Annotated in this window: 15 protein-coding genes; 6 read left to right on the forward strand and 9 right to left on the reverse strand. The window is 39.1% G+C overall.

All coding sequences use genetic code 11. The features are described from left to right. Window positions 1–10 precede the first annotated feature (10 nt). The 5 genes from NU887_RS01770 (at window position 11) to NU887_RS01790 (ending at window position 6835) form a co-directional block, all read left to right on the forward strand. The gene (locus NU887_RS01770) at window positions 11–1591 is read left to right on the forward strand and encodes a SusD/RagB family nutrient-binding outer membrane lipoprotein (RefSeq protein ID WP_258421635.1); all 1581 of its coding nucleotides are present in this window, start codon (window positions 11–13) and stop codon (window positions 1589–1591) included. Between the two features lie 67 nt (window positions 1592–1658). Further along, entirely contained in the window at window positions 1659–2801 is a 1143-nt protein-coding gene (locus tag NU887_RS01775) for a glycoside hydrolase family 18 protein (RefSeq protein ID WP_258421636.1), read from the forward strand. Window positions 2802–2882: 81 nt separating this feature from the next. Beyond that, window positions 2883–3911 carry a LacI family DNA-binding transcriptional regulator gene (locus tag NU887_RS01780; protein WP_258421637.1) on the forward strand — a complete coding sequence of 343 codons (1029 nt, stop codon included), beginning with the start codon at window positions 2883–2885 and terminating at the stop codon, window positions 3909–3911. Window positions 3912–4046: 135 nt separating this feature from the next. Continuing rightward, window positions 4047–4940 (forward strand): ROK family protein, encoded by an 894-nt coding sequence (locus NU887_RS01785; protein WP_258421638.1) that lies wholly within the window; start codon window positions 4047–4049, stop codon window positions 4938–4940. A 32-nt stretch (window positions 4941–4972) separates the two neighbouring features. Continuing rightward, window positions 4973–6835, forward strand: coding sequence for an FAD-dependent oxidoreductase (locus NU887_RS01790; RefSeq protein WP_258421639.1), 1863 nt, complete (start codon window positions 4973–4975; stop codon window positions 6833–6835). Window positions 6836–6840: 5 nt separating this feature from the next. On the opposite strand, the gene NU887_RS01795 is transcribed toward NU887_RS01790, so the two are convergent. The 3 genes from NU887_RS01795 to NU887_RS01805 all read right to left on the reverse strand — a co-directional run bounded on the left by NU887_RS01795 (window position 6841) and on the right by NU887_RS01805 (window position 12812). After that, a complete protein-coding gene (locus tag NU887_RS01795; RefSeq protein ID WP_258421640.1) occupies window positions 6841–8052 on the reverse strand; it encodes a vanadium-dependent haloperoxidase in 1212 nt (403 codons plus the stop codon). A gap of 151 nt (window positions 8053–8203) precedes the next feature. Continuing rightward, window positions 8204–11533: a VCBS repeat-containing protein gene (locus NU887_RS01800; protein WP_258421641.1), complete on the reverse strand. Its 3330-nt coding sequence runs from the start codon at window positions 11531–11533 to the stop codon at window positions 8204–8206. Between the two features lie 40 nt (window positions 11534–11573). Further along, the gene (locus NU887_RS01805) at window positions 11574–12812 is read right to left on the reverse strand and encodes an ROK family protein (RefSeq protein ID WP_258421642.1); all 1239 of its coding nucleotides are present in this window, start codon (window positions 12810–12812) and stop codon (window positions 11574–11576) included. Between the two features lie 237 nt (window positions 12813–13049). Here NU887_RS01805 and NU887_RS01810 point away from each other — a divergent pair, with 237 nt between their 5' ends. Further along, the gene (locus tag NU887_RS01810) at window positions 13050–13571 is read left to right on the forward strand and encodes a cupin domain-containing protein (RefSeq protein WP_258421643.1); all 522 of its coding nucleotides are present in this window, start codon (window positions 13050–13052) and stop codon (window positions 13569–13571) included. A gap of 33 nt (window positions 13572–13604) precedes the next feature. Here the strand turns inward: NU887_RS01810 and NU887_RS01815 are convergent, their stop codons facing one another. The 6 genes from NU887_RS01815 to NU887_RS01840 all read right to left on the reverse strand — a co-directional run bounded on the left by NU887_RS01815 (window position 13605) and on the right by NU887_RS01840 (window position 20357). Next, window positions 13605–14957 carry a DUF6600 domain-containing protein gene (locus tag NU887_RS01815; RefSeq protein ID WP_258421644.1) on the reverse strand — a complete coding sequence of 451 codons (1353 nt, stop codon included), beginning with the start codon at window positions 14955–14957 and terminating at the stop codon, window positions 13605–13607. A 211-nt stretch (window positions 14958–15168) separates the two neighbouring features. Next, the gene (locus NU887_RS01820; RefSeq protein ID WP_258421645.1) at window positions 15169–15342 is read right to left on the reverse strand and encodes a Lacal_2735 family protein; all 174 of its coding nucleotides are present in this window, start codon (window positions 15340–15342) and stop codon (window positions 15169–15171) included. 45 nt (window positions 15343–15387) lie between these two features. After that, window positions 15388–16968, reverse strand: coding sequence for a toxin-antitoxin system YwqK family antitoxin (locus tag NU887_RS01825; protein WP_258421646.1), 1581 nt, complete (start codon window positions 16966–16968; stop codon window positions 15388–15390). A gap of 648 nt (window positions 16969–17616) precedes the next feature. Further along, the gene (locus tag NU887_RS01830) at window positions 17617–18615 is read right to left on the reverse strand and encodes a 3-oxoacyl-ACP synthase III family protein (RefSeq protein WP_258421647.1); all 999 of its coding nucleotides are present in this window, start codon (window positions 18613–18615) and stop codon (window positions 17617–17619) included. Between the two features lie 144 nt (window positions 18616–18759). After that, window positions 18760–19662: an MBL fold metallo-hydrolase gene (locus NU887_RS01835; protein WP_338080954.1), complete on the reverse strand. Its 903-nt coding sequence runs from the start codon at window positions 19660–19662 to the stop codon at window positions 18760–18762. After that, window positions 19659–20357 carry an SOS response-associated peptidase gene (locus tag NU887_RS01840; RefSeq protein WP_258421648.1) on the reverse strand — a complete coding sequence of 233 codons (699 nt, stop codon included), beginning with the start codon at window positions 20355–20357 and terminating at the stop codon, window positions 19659–19661. Before NU887_RS01840 ends, NU887_RS01835 begins: the two co-directional genes overlap by 4 nt. Between the last annotated feature and the right edge of the window lie 10 nt (window positions 20358–20367).

Here is a 20367-nt window from a genome sequence, read left to right on the forward strand (position 1 = left end):
TCACGGAAAAATGAAAAGTATATATAAAATAACTGGACTCCTTCTCGCTTTCACTTTGACATTCAGTTCTTGTGATGAGCAGAATTTGTTGGATCTGAATACAGACCCAAATGCAGTTACGGATATGGATATGGCATTCTTGTTTTCTCTTGCTACCTTAAGAATTGGTGGAGAGTATGAGAACACCAGAGCCAACATGCTGTATGCTGCCACAATGATCCAACATTCATCTTCGTTGGCGGGCTATTTTAGCGGTGACAAGTATTTCTATAATGCCCAATATAGTGGTGCTTATATGGAAAGGCACTACACGGATGTGATCAAGCTTTATTCACATGTAATCGACAAAACCAAAGATAGTCCGGAGGATGCTAACCTGAATGCAGCAGCAACTGTATTGAGGATTTATGACCTTCACAGAATGACTGACCTTTATGGAGATATCCCTTATTTTCAAGCAGGTAGAGGTTTGGAAGATGAAGCAAATTGGTTCCCTACTTATGATAACCAAAAGGATATTTACTTTGACATGGTGGATCAGCTTAAAGCCGCAAGGGATAAATTCAGTCCAAGTGCAAAAGGTTTAGGCGTTCAAGATTTTGTTTACGGTGGTAACCTTGATCAATGGAAAAAATTCACTAATGCGCTATTAATGAGAATCGCGATGAGGATGTCCAATAAAGATGCAGCGAAAGCAAGAGAAGTCTTTATCGAGGCAAACAATAGCGGAACTTTCAGTTCTGTTGCGGACAATGGTTATATCCAATACACTACAGGTCCAATCGGAAATAACAGAAACGGTCTAAATGATGGCTATTGGAATACTTACAAGTATTCTCAGGATTGCAAAATCAGCAAAACCTTCATTGATTGGATGAAAGCCAACAATGATCCTAGATTGATGATTGTGTCAGGTGGACTTGGTGACCCTACTGCTTCAGCAGATACTTGGAATACCGATCCTGCTGCTCAGCGTGGTATGCCAAATGGTTACAATACCCAAACGCTAAGGACAATCCTTTCCCCTTCTGAACTTGCTGAATTTGAGGCCCTTCAGCCTAGAGGAAACAGGATGTTTGCTATGCTTAACTTGAAGTATTTAGATTGGGAAGATCCGTATGTATTGATTACCTATGCTGAAACCGAACTTATGAAAGCAGAGGCATCAATTAAAGGTTGGATTACAACTGACGCCAATACGCATTTCAGAAACGGTGTATCAGCAGCTATCACCTCTTGGGTTGATTTCGATCCTACATTTGCAAGATCAACTGCTGAAATCAATGCTTACATTGATGGAAGAGGTTTTGTGGCAGCCTCTGATGCAGATAAATTAAGGATTATCGGTGAAGAGTATTGGGCAGCGACTTGGTTGAACGATATCGAGTCTTGGTCAAACTGGAGACGGACAGGATATCCTGTGTTGACTCCAACCCAAGATCCAAACAGATTTGAAGCCAACGAAATCCCAAGAAGGTTACGTTATTGGGAAGCTGAAATCGGTGGAAATCCTGCAAACTATGAAGCTGCCCGTGTAAGAATGGGTGGTGATAACCTGATGACCAAAATGTGGTGGGATGGTGGGAATTGATTTTCCTCTCAAAATAAATATTAAAAAGGTGCCTCTGGGCACCTTTTTTCATTATAACAATCAAGTCATGAATAACATAAAAAGATCATTTCTCTTCCTTCTTTTAATCGGACTTTTTTCCTGTGAATCAAAGAATACAACAGTCTCCCTTGTAGCAGGTGAAGAACATAAATATAAAATCATTGGATACATCGCAGGATGGAAAGGTGTCGATACAGCGAAGATAGATGCCGCAAAAATGACCCATATCAATTATGCCTTTGCAAATGTCATTGACGGAAAAGTAATGGAAGGGGAAGGCAGAGAAAAGTCAGACAAAGAAAATCTTACCAAACTGAATTCCCTAAAAAGCCTTAATCCTGATTTAAAAATATTGATTTCAATAGGAGGTTGGACTTGGTCCAAAGGGTTTTCAGACGCAGCCCTGACCGAGGAGTCCCGAAAAATATTTACCGCTTCGGCAATTGATTATCTTGTACGTCATGATCTCGATGGATTGGATTTTGATTGGGAATATCCGGGTTTACCAGGGGATAATAATCCATATAGACAGGAGGACAAAGAAAACTTTGTGCTGATGCTAAAATCAGTAAGAGAGGCTTTGGATAGCCTTGGCTCTATCAATGACACCCATTATTTGAGTACGATTGCTTCGGCAGGATTTAAGGAATACTTAGATGTCAATGATCTCGGTCAGGCCCAGAAGTACCTAGACTTTATCAATATTATGACTTATGATTATATCGTCCAATTTAGCAGTGATACAACAGGACACCATGCCAACTTACAAACCATTGACCAGAATGTGAGGTCATCCGAAAAAGCAGTCAATGACCATGTTGCTGCAGGAGTTCCTATTGAGAAATTGGTTATGGGTATGGCATTTTATGGAAGAAGTTGGTCAAATGTAAATCCAGAAAATAATGGACTTTATCAATTTGGGAAAGGGTCAAAAGGTTATCCGTATAGCGCAATTTCAGAATTGATGAAAGATTCATTATTTGTAAGACATTGGGATGAAAATTCCAAAGCGCCATTTCTTTGGAATGAAAAAGAGAGGATTTTTGTGACTTTTGAAGATGCAGAATCAATATCTGAAAAGGCCAAATTTATCAAAAAACACAAAATGGGTGGTGCCATGTTTTGGGAATATAGTGAAGATACGGAAGATCATACCTTGCTCAATGCCATTTATGAAAACCTGAAATAGCCATTTTATTTTCAATAGGAAGGATAAATAAACAAAAATCGAGATATTGTCGTCTTGATCGAATGTTAGGGTAGAGTAAAAATGGCAAAGAAAAAGATATCAATTAAAGATATTGCGAAATCTCTGGGAATATCCATCACTACTGTTTCATTTATTCTCAATGGCAAAGCCAAAGAAAAAAGAATCAGTGATGAGCTGACGCTCAAAGTGGAAGATTATATTAAGGCAGTAGGATATAAACCCAGCCATTTAGCTCAAAGCCTAAGACTTGGGAAATCGAAAGTAATTGTCTTTATGGTTGAGGATATCTCTAATCAGTTTTTTGCTTCAATAGCCAGAGAAATCGAAGAAAAGGCTTATAAAAATGGATATAAAATCATCTATTGCAGTACAAACAACGACCCTGAAAAAGCCAAAACGCTGATTGATACATTCAAAGTCCGCAGTGTGGATGGCTTTATCATCACACCGACTCCAAATCTTGAAAACACCATTATTGATCTTATCGAGGATGAATTTGCTGTTCTTTTATTTGATAGGTGGATTCCTTCTATTGATTGCAATTATGTGGTTGTGGAAAATGAAAAAAGTGCTTTCGAAGCTACCTTGCATTTAATAAATAATGGGTGTAAGAATATTGGATTCATTACAGTGGAATCTGATCAAATCCAAATGAAAGACAGGTTAAGGGGGTACAATGAAGCCATTGAAAATCATGGATTGAAAAGTAATGTTTTAATGTTACCGTTTCAGAATCCTTCAGATCAGGGATTAAGCCAAAAAATACAGCTCTTTATTCAACAGAACGCTGACCTTGACGGCCTGTTTTTTGCCACAAATTACCTTGCTTTTGAGGGTTTGCAAGCATTAAACACTTTGAAAAAACGTATTCCTATTGACTTATTGGTTGTTTCTTTTGATGACCATTATTTTTTCACACTCTTTCAGCCAAATATCTCCGCAATTGAACAACCTTTAGAATCCATAGCCGAAAAATTGATGGAGGGAATGTTGAGAATGCTTGATGGAGAAGGAACCTACCTCAAGGATTTTAAAATTACTTTGCCGAATACCCTTCATGTAAGAGCTTCTTCTGACGCCAAAAAGTAAACTGAATTTTTCGATGTAGTAATATGGGAGAATTTCGATATTTTTGATAAATCCTTTTAGCAGCGTAATTTTATAAATTAATTTGGAACATAGGATTGAGTATTCCGGATTTGAAAAATTGGTTTTAACCTAAGAATGGCAAATAGATGGATAATTTCTGCGGATATAGGTGGTTCGCATATTTCTGTCGCCTCCTTTGTTGAGAGGGAGGATGGATTTGCCTTGGGGCCAATTCATGAAAAAAAATTGGATTCTGGACAATCAAAGGATTTTATCCTTGAAGAATGGGTTTCCCTTTTCAAGGAATTGTCTTTAGATCTTACCAGATGCTGTATTTCCTTGGCTATGCCTGCACCTTTTGATTATTTAAATGGGATTTGTCAGATCAAGGATCAAGGTAAGTTCATTCACCTTTTTGGTGTTAATTTAAAAGATGAACTCGCTGGCAGGATGGGTATAATGCCGACACAAATCCATTTTGTAAATGATGCAAAGGCTTTCTTGATGGGCGAAGCGAAATTTGGGAAGGTATCAAAATTTAAAAATATTTTGGGTATGACTTTGGGAACTGGCCTAGGTTCTTCCTTGAAATTTAATGGAGAGATCGTTGATGCTGCTCTTTGGTCTTCAAAATTCAAAGAAGGTATTGCAGAGGATTATTTGGGCACAGGATGGTTTGTCAATTGGTTCAGACAAAATTTTTCTATCCAAGTCAATGGGGTAAAAGAGATTATTGAAAGCGAGGATTTGCTCCAAATGGCCATTCCTGCTTTTGAGGAATTTTCCTCCAATCTTGCAGACTTTATACTAAAGAGGTCCGAAGAAGTTCCCTTGGATGCTGTTGTCATTGGAGGCAACATCGCCAAAGCACATGGTTTTTTTCTGAATAATACTATTTCGACTTTAAAATTAAAAAATAACCAAACACCTGTTTTCATCAGTGAATTCGGAGACAAAAGCGCTCTTTTTGGGGCCGCTTCCAAGTTTTTTGATCAAAAAGTTTTATTGGGTTTTGATCAAGAATTGTAACTTGAGCAATTATCTCTTTAAAGCAGTATTATATGAAATCCATTTTATCTTTTTTTCTCATCTTCTTGTGTATTTGTGTTAACAATAGGGTCTTTGGACAAGAAGAGACCCAGTTATTGATCATCGGAGGAGGTGCGAGCGGAACATCTGCAGGGATCCAGGCATCTAGAATGGGTGTCAAAACGGTTATTTTGGAAGAAACTCCATGGCTCGGAGGAATGATTACTGCAGCCGGTGTTTCCGCCATTGATGGCAACCATCATATACCGTCCGGGATTTGGGGAGAATTTAGAGAGAAGTTATACGAGTACTACGGCGGGCCTTCTGCGGTAAATACTGGTTGGGTCAGTAATACCCTTTTTGAGCCTTCAGTAGGAAATAGAATTTTTCAGGATTGGATAAAACAAGAACAGAATCTCAAGGTACATTTTGAGGTTCTATGGCAAAACGCTGTTTTTGAATCCGATAGTTGGACGGTTTCCTATCTCGAAAAAGGAAAAAAGAAAATAATAAAGGCAAAAATGCTCATCGACGCCACGGAACTTGGTGATGTTATGGCCTCACTTGGCTACAAGTATTATGTTGGGATGGATAGTCAGGATCGTTTTGGAGAAACATTTGCCCCAAGTCAAGCAAATGATATCGTTCAGGACTTGACCTATGTGGTGGTTTTGAAAGATTATGGAATTGGGACTGACAAAACCATACCAAAACCAAAGGGATATGATCCTGAGATATTTGCCTGTGCCTGCAACCATGCAGACCCGATTTCCTTTGACAGTCCACAAAATGACTGTCAGAAAATGCTCAATTATGGAAAACTTCCTAATGGAAAGTACATGATAAATTGGCCCAATTGTGGCAATGACTTGTATATGAACATTGTCGAAATGTCTCAAAAGGACAGGGACATGGCACTGGAGGAAGCCAAATTGCATTCTTTGAGATTTATCTATTATATCCAAAACGAGCTTGGCTACAAACATCTAGGCTTGGCGGATGATGAGTTCCCAACTAAAGACCAACTGCCTTTTATTCCTTACCATCGGGAATCAAGGCGTGTTGCTTCTGAATCGATGTTTACCTTACCTTATGTTCTTTCTCCTTATAATCAAGAAAAACCATATTACAGGACAGGAATTGCGGTTGGGGATTATACCATTGACCATCACCATAAGATGAATCCAAATGCACCCGAAATTGACTTCATCAAAATCAGAGTACCTTCTTACAACATCCCGTTGGGAAGCCTTATTCCGAAAGGATCTACACATTTTATCGTGGCCGAGAAAAGTATCGGAGTTTCAAATATTGTCAATGGGGCTAGCCGATTGCAGCCTGTTGTTTTGGGGATAGGTCAAGCAGCAGGAGCTTTGGCAGGAACTGCCATTCTCAATGAGCAAAATTTGCAAGAGGTAAAAATCAGGAATGTTCAGGAAAACCTTTTGGTAAAAAATGCCTATTTAATGCCTTTCAGGGACATTGATGCAAACCACCCACACTTCTTGTCAATCCAAAAAATAGGAGCGACGGGAATATTAAAGGGATTTGGTGTTCCATATAAATGGGCAAATCAAACTTGGTTTTATCCTGAACGGGAAATTTCAGAATTTGAGTTGGTTGAAGGTCTTAGACCTCTTTATTCCCAATATGCTCAATATTGGGACGCTTCTGGTGAACGGTTGACACTTGGGAGGTTTTTGGACATTTTGAAAGTCGTCCGTCCGGAATTAATTGAAAATGACATTAAGTTAATTTGGAAGAATCAAAATCTTAGCGGGACACCTGCGGCAACGACTTTTCTTGATAGGTTATCAGTTGCGGTTTTATTGGACAGCATTTTGGACCCTTTTTCTATTCCTGTAGACTTTAATGGATTGCCGTCAAAACCATAATATTTTCAGCGTTTAGACTCTAGGCTTAAATCAGCCCTGTTCAGTATATATCGGCCGATTTTATCCCCTTGTTTGACACCTTCCTCTATGGCATCACGGAAGTGGATTCCACCGTAAAGTCTTGAAATGGCAGCTTCATCCGCAGCTTGTGAAAAAGATTGGAAAGGTCGTTCGGGTAATCCAAAGTAAACTTCTGAGTTATCGATAAAATCAAAATTTTCACCAAAGTAGTCAGTTAGGATAACGGCACTTGTTTTTGAAATAACACTGTGACCGCTTGTATATTCAGGAAAAGGGGGTGTTTGCAACAAAGGCTTCCAAGATGGATTTAAGTGTCTTTGAATTGCAGACTCTGGCCTGATTCGGTCTGAATCATACTTTTCTTCCCAACAGCTTATGAATGCATCGTGTAATCCCAATGCCACAAGAGCGTGAATATAAATTGTTTCTCTCCAAGGTAATTTAGCTTTTTCAGCTGCTATTCCTGTGATTCCAATCCAATGGCCTCCAGGAGAAATCTTTTTCAATCCTATGGCCATATGGCCTGAAAAACTCACCTTAAAAGGATTACAATCCCAAAAATTAGCGATCAACTGCTGTTCTTCGGAAAGTGAGGAGGTAACCTGAAAAACTTCATCAAGTTGGGTTTTGAATGGGCTTCCTTCGGTTAGATCAAATTTAGCCGGAGGTAAAGGTTTGTAGGATTTTAACTCCTTTAAAAAGAATGTCCTGATTGTTCTCCATTCAGGTTCAACTGCTGCCATGTAAGCAGGAGGAGTAGGATACCAACTTCCTTGATTTTTTTTAGGGCTATATCTCGTCAAGGAGCTCAATTGTTTGTAACCATCCTTATTGGCCAATTCCAAAACCTGGGAAGAAACCTTTTTGGCAAATGCAATATTGACTTCCAAGTCTTTTTTGGAAATCCATTTTGACTTGAGAAATTTACTGGTCAGGGTTTTTTGATTTTCCTCAAGTAGCTTTCCGGAAGGCATGATATTTCTCCCTGTTTCCAACATAGCATACATCGCAACAAACTCCGGAGAAAGGTTTTTTTCTGTTTCCCCGATGAATTCAAAATTCTCAATATTGGTTTTGGTCAACAAGTTTTCCTCCATTGAAAGCCCAAGCGCTTGGTCCCAAGCAAGGTGTGCTGCTAATGTAGTATAGGCATAAAATCTGGCTGCTGCAGGAGGCGATGCTACATCAGTAACCATTATTTCAGTGACGTGAAACAAATTTTTAGCAAATAGTTCGGTTGGAGGGTTGATAATTTTCTGGGAATAAACTTGAAAAGTAAATCCACAAAATATCAAGATGAATATCCCAATCTGACTTAATAATCTGCTGTTTTTCACAATATTCATTTCAATCTATCATTTGATAAGTGACAATGCCCCGGTTGTTTATACCGAAATAAAGAAGGGTAGGTTGGGAGGGTAGTTGAAGGATAGACTTAACATCGCCCAAAATCGATAATCCGGATACTTTCTGGCTGATATAGCGAAAATTACCTTTTCCATCTCCTCTAAACAATTGCCCAAAATTAGCATCCATCATTCCGAGTCTCAGCCTTGTATATGTCTGATTTCCCGCCAAAAGTAAATCCATATTGCCATCCCGGTCATAGTCAAACGCATGAATGGCATGTATCGGTGCAAATTGAGCTTCAATCGGTAATTGATGGGGAATTAACCTTTCAGTTTGGTTTTCAAAATACATGCTCCTCAATTCAGTAGCCTCTAATTTTGATGCATTTGCCAACTGGTCTTTAGTCAAAACTTCTGCTATGGTTGCATTGGAATAACTTGCATAATCAGTGAATTTGCTTCTAAAACCGTAAACCTGATCCAACAATTCATCTCTGCTTGGAAATGGATAAGGCTTACCTTGCAAGTAACTGACCAAAATGGGATCGGTGGAGGAATTTTCGTCGAAATCCCCAAAGTATAATCTCAATGGTTCAGAACTATTGGTTTTGAATTGTGAATTCAATCCAAAATTTCCAGCCACTACATCCATGTCGCCGTCATTGTCAAAATCCCCGATTTCAAGACTTGACCACCAACCTTTGGTATCATTGCCAACCCATTTTTCGGTCACATCTGAAAAATAAATACCGCCTTCGTTGAGATAAACAGTAAGCGGCATATATTCTCCGACAAGTACCAAATCCTGAAACCCATCCTTGTTTAAATCCAATGATACAGCATCGGTAACCATTCCGATTTTTCCTTCAGCAGGAAGGTATTGACTGGATAAATCTGAAAATTTACCATTCCCATCATTGATCAATATATAGCTTTGAGGGGTTTGTGGATATTTTCCGGGAATGACGCGGCCCCCAACAAAAAGATCCAAATTACCATCATTGTTAAAATCAGCTGTTGAAACTGCAGAAGAACTTGTCAGCATTTTTGGAAGGGAATTGGTACTTAGGTGAAGGTTTCCCATACCGTCATTGATGTATAACCTGTCCTGAAGAGATTCCTCATTGGACAAATAATCATGATAGCCTCCGCTGCAAATGTAAAGATCCTTAAATCCATCCTTGTTGGCATCAAAAAAAACAGCATCTGCATCTGTAAATTCACTTTCAGATTTAAATGAATCCAAGGGTTGCCAAGTTCTGTTTGAAAATTGGAATACTTTTCCGGGAGAGCCTTTTGTTCCCCCCACAAAAATCTCCTCCATTCCATCTGCATTGAGGTCAGCCGCTGCCATTGTAGGGCCTACATATGATGGCATTTCTAGAAGTAAAGGTTGACGCTTGAAATCATTGAAACCATATTCTTGATGAATAAATGGAACCTGACGAGTTATTGGGGTGAAAATTGGATCCTGTTTTGTTGTAGGAATTCTTGTTTCTGACAAGTTGGTTTCTTCAATTTCCGAAATGCGATTTATTGCTATTTCCTGTACTTTCTGGACATTCCCTTTTGGCCAGGTAACCACTACTGAATCTACTTTTGATTTTTCACCCAAACCAAAATGCAACTTTGGAGAAACAGAAGATTGGAAACCACGGGTTGGCATTTGTTCGAGGTATTGAGCCTCTCCGGCACTATAGACCGCAACTTTTGCTCCTATTCCCAAAGTGTTTGGTGCAAGGCCTTTCAAGTTGATCTGAATCCAGTTTTGATTTTTTCCACTGTATTCACGGTATTTATTTTGATAGACAAAGGCAGCATGATTCTGATTATTTACCACAAGATCAAGCTGACCATCATTATTCAGATCGGCATAAGCTGATCCACTTGAGAAATTTGGAGCATATATTCCCCATTCTTTTGATTGGTCTTTAAAAATCAGATTTCCCCCATTTTCAAAGATGTAATTGGAAACAGGAGTAGAGGTCATGCTAGTAACAAGGTGAAGGGTATCCGCTTTTTCTTTGGCAACTGCAGATTTGAAATAATAATCTCCCTTGTACTTCAAAAAATCGCGGTTGGTATAGTCTCTATAATAGCCATTGCTAATAAAAAGGTCCTTGGAGCCGGAGTTAGTGGCATCAAAAAACAAAGCAGACCAACTCCAATCTGTATTGGAAATACCGGAAAGTTGACCGATTTCACTGAATAAGCCATTTCCATGGTTGAGGTGAAGCATATTCCGCATGTGTTGGTGATAAAAACCTCGGTTTACCATCAATGCGTATTGCTCGTAGTTTTCAGGGCCGTAAAGCAGTTTTTGCCTTTTATTATCTTCAGGAAGCATGTCCAAAGTAAAAATATCCATCAACCCATCATTATTGACATCTGAAATATCGGAGCCCATAGAAAAATGCGAGATATGCTGAAGCATATCAGTCATCCGGTCAGAAAATGTGCCATCCCCATTATTGATATAGAGATAATCAGGCTCTATATAATCGTTGCTGACATATAAGTCCATCCATCCGTCTCCGTTGATATCTGAAGCAGCGACCCCAAGTCCAAAACCTAAGGCTGTACCCTTGATTCCTGCCTCTTCACTGATATCCTTGTACTTCCCTCCGTCATTTCTATACAGCTTATCCCCGGCAAAGGGATGCCTTACCGCTCTGGCTTGGTCAAATTCAATTTCATTAATTACTTCGATGTGATGATTCAGAAGAAACATGTCCAAATCACCATCTTTGTCAAAATCAAAAAACAAGGATTGGGTACTATTGGAGGGATCGTCTAAGCCGTAGGCGGCAGCTTCCTCCTTAAAAGTCAGATCGCCTTGATTGATAAATAGTTCATTTCTTCTACTGTCAAGATTACCGTTACCCGAATAGCAGACATAAATATCCAGCCAACCATCGGCATTGATGTCTGCCATAGTAACACCTGTTGTCCAGGATTTTTTTCCTTTGATACCTGATAATTTGGAAATGTCTTTGAACTTGAAGTCACCCTGATTGAGATAAAGGACATTGTCGGTCATATTTCCGGTGAAAAATATATCTTCAAGACCGTCATTGTTGATGTCTCCTACAGCGACCCCGCCACCATTGTAAAAATATTCATAGGTTAAAATATTGTTTTTTTGGTCTTCCTTGAGGGTATTTGAAAAAGTCACTCCGGTTCTCTTTTGCGGCAATAGTTCAAAAGCACCTGTTTTGTTTTTTTCTGTTCCTGAAAAGAAAAAAAGACCTACGCCAAAAATCATAAGCAACAAAAACATGACGGATTTTGACATTTCCTGCATCATATTTCTTCTCAAGTAATTCATACTTCCTGTAACTTAATAAGCAAATGGAATTGACACGGTCTTAGAGGAGTACATCGTCAAAGATTTTCTCATTGACCACAGCCACGCCTCCCAGCAGCCCCACTTCCTTACCGAGCTTATACAGTGCCAATTCGGTATTTTCCCTTGCCTTGGCCATGCTGTATATGTTCAAAGCCTGCTGAATCGGGGTAATAAGGTATTGTTTTGCCTCTGCAACAGATCCTCCAATGATAATCATTTCAGGATTAAGGAGCTGAATGAGAATGGAAATTCCTCTCCCAAGATCCAAACCGACTTCTGACAAAATCGTGATTGCTCTTTGATCTCCTGCCAAGGCGGCATCTACCACTAAGAAAGGTTCTATCTCATTGTTGTTTTCCCTCACCATCCGAGACAATATGGAATCGCTGTCAGTTGCAATTGCTTCTTTGGCCATTCTTACGATGGCTGTACCTGAGGCAACGGATTCTAAGCAGCCTTTTTTTCCACAAGTACAAGTGATGTCGCTTGAATCAAAAATAGGGGAGTGGCTAAATTCTCCTGCAAAACCCGAAGCGCCCTGGTAGATTTTTCCGTCTATGATTATTCCAAGACCAATTCCCCAACCGATAAATATTCCTAGGACATTTTTGTAATTGTCTTTCTGGCCAAATTTAAATTCGGCCAAGGTCATGGACCTTGCATCATTTTCCAAAAAAACCCTTCTTTCAAGCTTTGCTTCAAAATTTTCTACAAGGCTTTTCTTTCCAAACTTCAGGTAAGTATGGTTGATTCCATGGATAGAATCGATCAGACCGGGCATTGAAATGCCAATGGCAATGATTTTTTCATCAGGAATCCCGGATTTATTTTTATGGGCCAAAATGAAGTCACAAATCTGATCAAAAGTTTCCTTTTCGTTATTGAGTGTGATTTTTATGGTTTCAGCTTCAGTGACTGCTTCATTGGCACTGTTATAAACGGCCGCTCTAACCCTGAATTTGTTGATATCCACAGACAAAACGTAAAAAGCATCTCCAGCCAATTGGTATAGGTCTGGTTTCCTGCCGCCCTGTGACTCTGCCCTGCCATTTTTGATCACTTCTCCCGAAGACATCAGATCTCCAAGAAGGGAATTGACGGTGGGTAAAGAAATCCCAACTTCTACACATATTTCGCCCGCAGTATTACTTCCTTTTGTATAAAGGTTTTTTATCAATTTTAATTTGTTGGTATAACTTTTAGTCTCTACCACACCCTGGATTTTTTCCAGGTTTTTTTTAGGGTTTATTAGGTTCATTGTTTGGCGTTAAGAAACCCAATTAAATGATTTTTTAAAGCATATCAAAAGGGCTTACTATAAAAAATCAATTATCAATGGTAAATTGTTGTAATTTCTATTCAAAATTGTATGATTTAGATGGTGGGTTATAGAACTTTTTGTTTTATTCCCTTATTTATGGAATCCCCTTTTTCAAAATGAAAATTTTATAATACATTCAAATTTTAAAACTTTACTCATTTGAACTAAGAAAAAATGCAGCAACTGGATTTAAATGCAAAGTCAAGCCCAAAGAAAATTTTTGAAATGCTTGAAAAGGAAGTAGAAGAAATGGGATTTGAAATTGAACAAAAGGATTTAAACAGACCTTGGGGCGGATTTTTTGTTATTTCTGAGAAGCAAATAACCGAATTTAAAAAAAGGTTTTTTCCTGAACTTGTCTTGACACAAAGCCAAATAAATCAAAAGCTTAGTCCAAAATTTCTGATAGTGGCTCCTGAAAAAAGGCTTTCATGGCAATATCATTTCAGAAGAGAGGAAGTCTGGAAACTGGTTGCAGGTACTTCGGGTCTTGTTAGAAGCAATACTGATGAACAAACAGATCCTTTGGAAATGAAAATTGGGGAATTGGTGATTTTGGATAAAGGAGAAAGGCATCGGCTTTTAGGAAAAGATAATTGGGGTGTAGTTGCTGAAATCTGGATGCATACAGACCCACAAAATCCCTCTGATGAAGAAGATATCGTCCGATTGCAAGATGATTATGCAAGAAAATAAAAAGAGGCCTTTAAGGCCTCTTTTTATTTTGGTTTAGTTTCCACCTCGGCCACCACCTCTAGATGATGAAGCAGGTCTACTGCCCGAATTCGACTTTTCATCTGAACTTCCCGCCGGCTTGGTTTCCTGTCTTGAATTTACAGTAGGAGCACTTTGTCGACTTGGAGTAGGTTGTCTTTTTATGACTTCTTGGCTTCTTTGGTTAACCTGTTGTCTTGTTGACTCTGCTTGCCTTTTTGAATTTTCTATAGATCTGGAAACATCAGGTTTTTGAGATTGCGAAGCTTGAGACGATCTGGAATTTCCATTTGCTATAGTTGGTGCCGCATTTCTTGATCTTGTAACAGCATTAGGAGCTTGTTGAGGTCTACTTTGAGTTCTTGGCTGAGGTTGTTCATATGAATTACTTCTGCCTGAGTTCTGACTGGTTCTAGATGGACCTGTGGTTTCATATTGGCCAACATTCGAGTTTTCTTGGGTATTTCTTTGGATTCCTCGATCTTGGGACACCTGCCCTCCATTTGATCCCCGTGAAGATTGTTCTTGAATACCCCTAGGTGAGGTTGAAGCAGACCTATTGCCCATGATGGATTTTTCCTTGTATTCCTCTGCGGTAAATACCCTGGAAGGCCTTGGGCTGTCCCTTTGTTCTTTGACTTCCCTTACTTCCGGTCTGTAGACGCTTATCCTGTTGTTTTGTACAACTGTTCTTCCCGGTTTGGCAGAGTCACTTACTTGGTATACAGGTACTACTGTCCTTGTGGATCTCTCAATATCTCTTCTGGAAGGTCCTGAATAATATGTGTTATTGTTATACACATAAGTATTGCTGATAACAGTCGTTCTTTGGTAGATATGAGATACATAATAGGAAGGTGCACAATACCTGAAGAAATTACGTGATCTAAACCTTCTCTGTGGGACAAACACCCAATAGTTTGAAGGAATATAAAAGGAGACATTTACCTGAAGTCCCGGACCTAAAGGTGCCCAACCATAATAACCTCCACCTGTTCTCCAATTGACCCAAGCTGGTCCCCATTCATAACCCGGAACCCAAGCCCATCCTAAATAATCATCCCAAAACCACCGGCCATAATGAAAGGGTGCCCATCCCCATTGGTAGTTTGATACCCATGTATTTCCGAAATTTGTCATTTCCCAATACCCATTTGTTCCATATGGGTGAAATCCTTGTTCTACAAAAGGTACCCATACATATCCATAAGTTGGATCCATGACCCAATCACCGTATGGGCTCAATTCATTGTAAAACACCTGAAAGGAAACACCATGGAAAGGAGTAGCTTTGGATTCCTGGTTTAAAACCATTCCCAGCCCAATTAGGGATAGGAAAAATAGCCGGTAAATAGTTGACCTTTTCATAATTATTTGGTTTAGTTACTTGCTGGGTTTTACGGCAGTTAAAAGAATTAAGTTTTACAATTCAGTGTATGTTAAAATAAAATATTTTGAAAAATCGTTTTAGCAATTTTTTATTTTATTGTCACCAAATAAAAATCACCAGAAAAAGTAAAAAAGTAATTGAAAGCAGTCAAAAAATAAAGCCTGATAGAATCCTATCAGGCTTTATTGACTATGCTTTTTTCTTAAGTAAGTCAATTTTTTTAGCAATTTCTTCGGCTTCTGCAGCCATCTTATCTGCCAAGGTCCTATTGCTATGAGATATTTTATGGGCTTTCTCTAGCATTTCCTTATAACTGTCCTGAAGTTTTTCTAACTCAGTTTTTTTCTTGAATAGTCCAAACATGCTTTTTCTTTTAAAACTGTCAGAACTCAAAAGTGTTTGATAAAATCAAAAATTGAATCCTGATACAAGAGATTCCTGATTTTCAACCACAATCTCGTCTTCTTTATAGTTGATGACTTGCTCTAGTCGTCCGCTGATGTTGTAGTATTTCCAAGGTCCATCTTTTTTACCATCTTTCATCTGTCCTTCCGAGGCTTTTTTTCCTGTATCATGATAATATATCCAAAGCCCTTCAGGCTTTCCGCTAAGGTATGTTCCTTCGGATTCTTTTGTGCCATTGATATAATAGGTTATTCTTGTGCCGTTTCCGTCTTTGAGAGTACCTTTTTCCAATGTTTTGTCCCCTTCATAGGAAAAGTAATCCCCGACATTGTTTAACCTGCCGTTTGTCCAATATTCTTCTTGGGTCAGCTGTTTATTATCATAAAACAAGCCCCAAGTTCCATCTTCAAAACCTAAGAAATAACTTCCCACAGATTTTAATTGACCGCCGTCATAGTAATAAAACCATTGTCCGTTTTCAGAGCCTAAAGTATATTCACCTTCAGCAATCAAAATCCCGATTTTATTGAAATACTTCCAAAGACCTGTTTTTAAATCATTTTTGTATTCACCTATTGAGTAAATAGCTCCTTCAGGGAAATAGCTTTTCCAAAGACCGTCTTTGCCTCCGTTTTGATATTGTCCCTGTACAGAAACATTACCATTGGGGTGATTTTCGATGTAAGTACCTACAGGAAGGCCCAATTCATATGTTTTTCTTTTGGAAAGGGCCCTATTTGGAAAATATTCCTCCCAAGTCCCTACTGGAAGGTCATTTTCATATTTTTCTATTCTTGCCGTTCTTTTGTTTTCGTAATAAAATTTCCATTCACCAGACTTGTTCCCAAGATCATCATAGAACTTTTCAGATTCAATGGTTCTTGTTCCCGGGAAATATGTCAACCATTTCCCAATTCTCCTTCCATTGGCAAATTCTCCTGTTTCTTCAACTATTCCACCAAAAGAATACCTCGTAAATTGACCATGCGGTACATCGTTTTTATAATTGACCTGAAGCATGATATCTCCATCAGGAGAATATTCTATATGTGGCCCTTCTACTTTCCCGTTTTCATAAGTCTGTATGACTGCAAGGTCTCCGGTGTTGTAAAATGTAACCCATTTTCCGTGTCGGTTTCCATTGACATATTGCCCTTCAATTTTCACTTGTTTGGGATTAACAAAATCAGGTTGGCCCTCTCTTCCATAAAACTCCCGGTAGGGACCGACTCTGACACTGTCATTAAATACCATTTCTGTTTTTAGGTTGCCTGTCCTATCGTATTCTTTATAAAATCCATTCAGCCTGTTAGCACGATATTCAGCTTCGATATGTTTGTTGGAATTGGGATGAAAACTGACCGTGACACCTTCCCTAAGACCTTGGCTAAAAGTTATGGTTTGAACAAGGTTTTTTGTCTTGGTGTTTTGAAATCTCCAAAGACCTTCCATTTTCCCATCTCTCAAAACACCCGTTCCGATCAATGAAGAATCTGAGTTGAAAAGCGATACCAGATTCTGATTGTCTTGGGCAGTGGTACTTAGAGAAATAATGAGGAAAATAATTCCAAAAATATATTTCATATAGGTTGGCTTCTTGTTTTTGTTGACTAACGGTATCCTCACAAATGAGGTTCTAAATTAGCGCTAATTGTGAAATAAGGAAAGTTTTAATTATGATTATCTAAGATAAACCTAATTTCCCTTTTTAACATTAAATGGCTTTTGGAAAATTCCTGATCTAAGTCAATCTGTTTAAAGATTTGATAAAAATCTTTTTTTTCAGAATCAGCTTGAATATTTGAGGATGAAAGTATTCCGTGATTTCCAATGATTTGTCCATATGCCCAAGGTGAAGGGTGGTTACAATCCGTAAAAGTTTTTAGAAGCGTTTTGATTGATCGGGAATTTTTAACAAAAGTTAGGTTTCCGAAATAGATAAAAATAAAAAGACCTTGGCCCCACCAGTTTAGGATCCGGATATTGAAACCACTGTTTTTGTCAAAATCCCTCACTAAATCCAGCACCTGATAAGGTGAATTTTCAAGATTATATCCGCGGGAGATTTTTGTTCCCTTGGAATTGGAATGAAATTTCAAAAGCTCATTTTGAGGAAAATCATTTGCTAAAAGCGCAAACAGATGTTCGATGACATCTGTTTGCGCTTTTAATTTTTGGAACAGGTTTTTGTCCTTCAGGAGTTGTAAATCAATGCTCAATCCGGACATTTTATTACCAATTCAACAGTGCTGAAGCCCAAGTAAATCCACTTCCGAAAGCAGCGAGGCATACCAAATCGCCTTCTTTGAGTTTTCCTTGTTCAAATGCTTCACTTAGGGCAATTGGAATGGTTCCTGCAGTGGTATTGCCGTAATACATGATATTGTTGAACACCTTTTCGTCAGGCAATCCAAGTTTGTGTTGAATATAATTGCTGATTCTTAGGTTGGCCTGATGGGGAACAAGGAGATCAATATCTTCTTTGGACTTCCCATTTGCTTCCAATGCTTCATTAATTACTTCCGAAAACCTCACCACAGCGTGTTTGAAAACAGCATTTCCATTCATTTTGAGAAAAAAGTCACCCCGGTCAATCATTTCAGTTGAGATTCTGACTTCTTGACAACTACTTGGAGAGGAGCAATATAACTCTTCAGCATGGTCCCCGTCTGCATGAAGGTGGGTAGAGAGAATTCCGGATTTTTCAGAATTAGTTCTGCTCAAAACCACTGCACCTGCGCCATCTGCAAAAATTACCGCACTTGACCTGCCTTCGTCACTTTTGTCCAAAGCCGAAGACTGGATCTCACCGCCTACCACGAGGATGTTTTTATACATTCCTGTTTTGATAAATTGATCTGCTATCGAGAGAGCATAAATAAATCCTGAACAGGCATTCCTTATATCCAAAGCTCCGATTCCCTGCATGCCAAGTTCTCTTTGTAACAATACACCCTCTCCGGGAAGAAAGTAATCTGGCGTGATAGTGGCAAAAACAATAAAGTCAATGTCTTTATTTGTGAGTCCGGCTCTTTCTAATGCAATCTTCGAGGCATTTACTGACATACTGGCCAAAGTGTCTTTTCCGGGAGTAAACCACCTTCTCTCCTGTATTCCGGTCCTCTCTACTATCCATGCATCATTAGTATCCATGATGGTGGATAGGTACTCATTGGTGATGATTCTATCCGGAACATAATGTCCTACTCCTGTTATTTTGGATTTATACATAGCAGTAAAAGTATCTTGGGTTTTGAGGAAAGTACTTAATTGGTACAGGCAAATATCCTACTTCCTTTTTTGAATACCAAAAAACAAAATTTAAACCGCCTTAGAGAAAGTAAATCATACATGAATGGAAGAAATGTGGGATTATTACAGCCTTCCCTGTGCCTTTAATTTCCAGTACCTGTACAACCCAGCCACTGACATCCAGCTTGGGTTAGCATATTCATAGGTATGTATCAATTCAGGGGAACATCCCTCTTTCAAAAATTGTGAATTGGAATATTCCATAAAAAGTGGTACAACTTCCGCCTGGTCCACATTTTTCTCATAATATGGTTTTATCCATTCCGCCCAGTCGTCAAGCTTGTAGGAAAGGCTATCCAAATGGTAGTCTACTGCATCGATGATTCCAAAATGAGTAAGGTACAATTCCTTTGGCTTTTCGCTTTTGATGATGGCAAGGGACTTTTTCCATTCTTCCAGATTGATATCAGGTGGAGGGCAGGGAGGCATCACCGGGCCTCCGGCGATCTTGACGCCTGCCACATCGCCTGTAAATATGATATCACCCATTTTCCAGGCTATGTGGTGGACAGCATGTCCAGGAGTGTGGAGGGATTTAATTTTTGTGGTACCGAATTCAAGTTCTTGCTTGTCTTCTACGCTGACCAATTGGTTGGTTGGGATAGGTTTCATCTTCCCCCAAAGTCTGTCCATATCATCGCCATAAATTTGAGAGGCAGAATTCCAAAGCTTTTCGGGAGAAGCCAAATGTGGCGCTCCAAAAGGATGGACATATATTTTGGCCCCTCCTTCAGCAAGTTTCCATGCCGCTCCGGCATGGTCAAAATGGATATGTGTCAAAAGGACATGATGGATGTCCTCCAATGAATAGCCCGATTTGGATATCCCGCGGCTGAGTTGGTCAAAAGTACTAGCCGGGCCTGTTTCGATAAGAATTGGACCATCAGATGTTTCCACCAAAAAGCAAGCTATGGCATCCTTTGTTTTTTGAAAATGCAGGTCAATGATTTTAATTTTTTCCATCATCCGAATAAAGTGTAATTCCCAAATTGATCCATTGGGGATGTTTTGCGGATTATTCCGGGACTGTCGTTGGAGACCTGATTTACAAGCGGAGATACTGTGTAGCTCAACATGTCATCTGCCGAGTAGGTTGTCAGCATTTGAAGCAGGTTTGATTCAGAACTGTATTTGTCAAGCCACTTTTTCTCATCTTCTTTTTTCAGAATGACAGGCATCCTGTCATGAACCTCGGAAACAAGCCTGTTGGGTTCGGTTGTCAAAATCAAAAAGGTATGGTTAATTTCCCCTTTTTCGTTTTCATATTCTTCCCAAATACCCGCAAAAGCGAAGGCTTCATTGTTGGCCATGGTGAAGCGATACGGGACTTTGGTTTTCTTCCCCAATTTTTTCCATTCATAAAAACCGTCTGCAGGCACCAGGCATCTTCTTTTTTCAAAAGAAGATTTAAAAGAAATTTTCTCATGTACCGTTTCTGCCTTGGCATTGATAAATTTTTGAGAAACAGGTTTGTTTTTGGCAAAATCCGGTGTGATGCCCCAATAAAAAAATGAAAATCCTTTTGGGCTTTCAGAAGTGATGACAGGCACTAGTTGGGTAGGAGCTATATTATATCGTGGTTTGAAATCGACCAGAATCTCTGCCTGAAATCTTTCTTCCAATTCAATTTTACTTTTGCTGAGGGAATATCTGCCGCACATGTTAATGGTT

Origin of the sequence: Aquiflexum gelatinilyticum, assembly GCF_024741135.1 — a bacterium.
Taxonomy (GTDB): Bacteria; Bacteroidota; Bacteroidia; order Cytophagales; family Cyclobacteriaceae; genus Cognataquiflexum; species Cognataquiflexum gelatinilyticum.

Bases quoted from the DNA above. Each gene is read 5' to 3' on its own strand.
- NU887_RS01770 (WP_258421635.1), top strand. From the start codon at position 11: ATGAAAAGTATATATAAAATAACTGGACTCCTTCTCGCTTTCACTTTG.
- NU887_RS01805 (WP_258421642.1), bottom strand. From the start codon at position 12,812: ATGAACCTAATAAACCCTAAAAAAAACCTGGAAAAAATCCAGGGTGTG.
- NU887_RS01815 (WP_258421644.1), bottom strand. From the start codon at position 14,957: ATGAAAAGGTCAACTATTTACCGGCTATTTTTCCTATCCCTAATTGGG.
- NU887_RS01775 (WP_258421636.1), top strand. From the start codon at position 1,659: ATGAATAACATAAAAAGATCATTTCTCTTCCTTCTTTTAATCGGACTT.
- NU887_RS01790 (WP_258421639.1), top strand. From the start codon at position 4,973: ATGAAATCCATTTTATCTTTTTTTCTCATCTTCTTGTGTATTTGTGTT.
- NU887_RS01800 (WP_258421641.1), bottom strand. From the start codon at position 11,533: ATGAATTACTTGAGAAGAAATATGATGCAGGAAATGTCAAAATCCGTC.
- NU887_RS01780 (WP_258421637.1), top strand. From the start codon at position 2,883: ATGGCAAAGAAAAAGATATCAATTAAAGATATTGCGAAATCTCTGGGA.
- NU887_RS01810 (WP_258421643.1), top strand. From the start codon at position 13,050: ATGCAGCAACTGGATTTAAATGCAAAGTCAAGCCCAAAGAAAATTTTT.
- NU887_RS01840 (WP_258421648.1), bottom strand. From the start codon at position 20,357: ATGTGCGGCAGATATTCCCTCAGCAAAAGTAAAATTGAATTGGAAGAA.
- NU887_RS01795 (WP_258421640.1), bottom strand. From the start codon at position 8,052: ATGGTTACTGATGTAGCATCGCCTCCTGCAGCAGCCAGATTTTATGCC.
- NU887_RS01820 (WP_258421645.1), bottom strand. From the start codon at position 15,342: ATGTTTGGACTATTCAAGAAAAAAACTGAGTTAGAAAAACTTCAGGAC.
- NU887_RS01835 (WP_338080954.1), bottom strand. From the start codon at position 19,662: ATGATGGAAAAAATTAAAATCATTGACCTGCATTTTCAAAAAACAAAG.
- NU887_RS01785 (WP_258421638.1), top strand. From the start codon at position 4,047: ATGGCAAATAGATGGATAATTTCTGCGGATATAGGTGGTTCGCATATT.
- NU887_RS01825 (WP_258421646.1), bottom strand. From the start codon at position 16,968: ATGAAATATATTTTTGGAATTATTTTCCTCATTATTTCTCTAAGTACC.
- NU887_RS01830 (WP_258421647.1), bottom strand. From the start codon at position 18,615: ATGTATAAATCCAAAATAACAGGAGTAGGACATTATGTTCCGGATAGA.